The 2096-nt window shown below is 62.6% G+C and carries 3 protein-coding genes; 1 reads left to right on the top strand and 2 read right to left on the bottom strand.

All coding sequences use genetic code 11. From position 1 onward, the window contains the following. Positions 1-1020: ferrous iron transporter B (locus tag DYI24_RS25520; protein ID WP_164574298.1), on the bottom strand; the 1020-nt coding region annotated here is incomplete at its 3' end. A 37-nt stretch (positions 1021-1057) separates the two neighbouring features. After that, positions 1058-1348, bottom strand: a complete 291-nt coding sequence (locus tag DYI24_RS25515) for a FeoA family protein (RefSeq protein ID WP_107346178.1) — start codon at positions 1346-1348, stop codon at positions 1058-1060. A 357-nt stretch (positions 1349-1705) separates the two neighbouring features. On the opposite strand from DYI24_RS25515, the gene DYI24_RS28170 reads away from it, so the two are divergent. Next, positions 1706-1867, top strand: a complete 162-nt coding sequence (locus DYI24_RS28170) for a hypothetical protein (protein ID WP_205502648.1) — start codon at positions 1706-1708, stop codon at positions 1865-1867. The last annotated feature ends 229 nt before the right edge of the window (positions 1868-2096 follow it).

The following is a 2096-nucleotide window of genomic DNA, read 5'->3' as shown; positions in this document are numbered from 1 at the left end:
CAGCGGAATGAAGGCGCGGCCGTGCAACCCGGCGCCGCCCATGATGCGATCCATCAGGAACGCGGCGCGCGCCATGTAGCCGAGATCTTCCAGCAGCAGGATGAACAGGAAGATGATGATGATCTGCGGCAGGAACACGAGGACGCTGCCGACGCCGGAGATCACGCCGTTCTGCAGAAAGCTCTGCAGCAGCCCCTCGGGCAAGTTGGCCTGGACGAAAGCGCCGAGAGCTTCGAAGCCACCGGAGATCAGCTCCATGATCGGCTGCGCCCAGGAGAACACCGCCTGGAACATCACGAACAGGATCAGGATCAGGATCAGCAGGCCGGCAACGGGATGCAGCACCACCCGGTCGATCTGAGCCGTCAGGGTGTGGGGCCGCGCCGGCAGGCTGACGCACTCGCCGATGATACGGTCGGCCTCGCGCTGCAGGGCACGCAGCTCGCTGGTGGACAGCGGCCGCCAGTTGGTGTCGGTCGCGGGCGCCGGCGTCTGAGCGGCGAATTCATCGGTCCGCTTCAGCAGCTCCGCGGTGCCGCCCTTGCGGACCGCAATCGACGTCACCACCGGAATACCAAGCTGCGCCGACAGCTTCTCGACATCGACCGTGACGCCACGGCGCATCGCGATGTCGTACATGTTCAGCACGAGCATCAGCGGACGGCCGGTCCCCTTCAATTCCAGCATCAGCCGGAAGGTCAGCCGCAGATTTGTCGAGTCGGCAACACACAGCACCAGATCCGGCACCGGCTCGCCAGACTTGCGGCCGAGCACCACATCGCGGGTGATCTCTTCGTCGGGACTGCGGCCGCGCAGCGAATAGGTGCCGGGTAGATCGACCAGGCTGACGACGCGGCCGGCCGGCGTGGTGAACAGGCCGGTCTTGCGCTCGACGGTCACGCCCGGGTAGTTCGCCACCTTCTGGCGGCTACCCGTCAGCGCGTTGAACAGGGAGGTCTTGCCGCTATTGGGTGTTCCAACCAGGGCAAGGTTGAACGGCTGAGAATCGATCGAGCTCATCGCGCAATCGCCAAATCAAGAAGCTGCAATCTGCGCGTCACATCAACACGATGGCCATCGCCTCGCGGCGGCGAACCGCGATGGTGATGTTGTCGACCCGGACCGCGATCGGATCCCGGCCGATGATACCCTCGTGCAACACTTCGACCTTGGCCCCCTCGACGAAGCCGAGTTCGATCAGTCGGCTTTCCAACTCGATCGGCTGCAACGACGACGTGCCGCGGTGCGGATCGATCGCCTGGACGACGCCGCGATAGCCGCGTCGCGCGTTCCCCAGCAGGATCGGCTGGTGATGGCTGTGGCCGTTATGAAGGGGGGTTTGGGTCATTACTCGTTCTTCCAATCGGCGCCGTGAAGGTCAAGAGATTCAAGCCGGCGCCATCGGGAGTTTAGAACGATTGTAACAGGCGCTATCAATTCTCAATCTAACAAAAGAGCCCTGCCAAATGGTTTGATTTGGCACAAAACTGCGGACGCTTCGGCCAGATTCAATCTGAAGGCGAGCTTGCAAACCGCATGCCTCGTCTGACCAGACGTCGAACCATCACGGAGCCGAGATCCGTAAACCATGGAGCGTGATCAGAGGCTGAACATCGCCGCGGTTAAGGCTTTGGCCAACGCTGCGCCGGATACTCGGCGCCGGATCGGGAACATGCCCGATCACCGCCCCTGACCGGATAGCGCCATGGCCGCCAAAACCTCCAAAGCGAAACGACGCAAGCCGGCCGTCGCTGTAGGCGGCGCATGGCTCTCGATGCTGACTCAGAACCTGACCAACATGGCGATCGTGATGGCGACGTCGGGTTCGGTGCTGCTCTGCCTGCTGATCGCCAAACGCTTCGCCTGAGGGCGATTCCATTCTGATGGAATCAGAGGCGCTGCGTGGCGTGCTCACCGCAGACAGAACCTCACGGTGAGAGCGCGCAGCGCCGTCTCCCCCCTAGAGCGCTTCATCGATTGATTGAAGCGAACTTGGCCTTTCCAAGGGCACTAAAGTCCTCATCCTGAGGAGCCCGGCAAAGCCGGGCGTCTCGAAGGATGAGGAGCCGCAGGGCTTGCGGCACATGGTTCGAGAC

The sequence above is a fragment of the Rhodopseudomonas sp. BR0C11 genome (genome assembly GCF_010820945.1).
In the GTDB taxonomy this organism is placed as follows: Bacteria; Pseudomonadota; Alphaproteobacteria; order Rhizobiales; family Xanthobacteraceae; genus Rhodopseudomonas; species Rhodopseudomonas palustris_H.
Note: the sequence above shows the minus strand (reverse complement) of the source record. Positions and strands in the feature narration are given on the sequence as shown.

Coding starts and splice junctions, on each gene's coding strand:
- DYI24_RS28170 (WP_205502648.1), top strand. CDS start 1,706: ATGGCCGCCAAAACCTCCAAAGCGAAACGACGCAAGCCGGCCGTCGCT.
- DYI24_RS25515 (WP_107346178.1), bottom strand. CDS start 1,348: ATGACCCAAACCCCCCTTCATAACGGCCACAGCCATCACCAGCCGATC.